The 274-nt window shown below is 63.5% G+C and carries 1 protein-coding gene; it reads left to right on the plus strand.

Annotated features, from left to right (window positions below):
• Positions 1-274 (plus strand): hypothetical protein (locus CVH10_RS26820; protein ID WP_219924900.1); only part of this gene is annotated, 274 nt, incomplete at both ends.

Here is a 274-nt window from a genome sequence, read left to right on the forward strand (position 1 = left end):
AACCATCGGCTGTTCCTCGCTATCGCGCAGCCCGCCCGAAACGTCTCGCTGGAAGTCGACTACTCGAACACCGACATAGCGCGCATGAGCGTTTCCGACCTCGTGCCGAGTCGACGCCGTCCGTACGTAAGTCAGCTCCCCGCCGGTACGCCCGGGAGGGAGCTGACAATTGAGGTGCCGGGCTGGGTTCAGGCCGGCGTCGGGTTTACTTTCGTTTGGACGCTCGACTCCGAAGAGCAACTAGCGCACCCTGAATCGACCCGTACGCGCGCCA

It is taken from the genome of Halomonas sp. ND22Bw, from assembly GCF_003011945.1.
GTDB classification, from domain to species: Bacteria; Pseudomonadota; Gammaproteobacteria; order Pseudomonadales; family Halomonadaceae; genus Halomonas; species Halomonas halophila.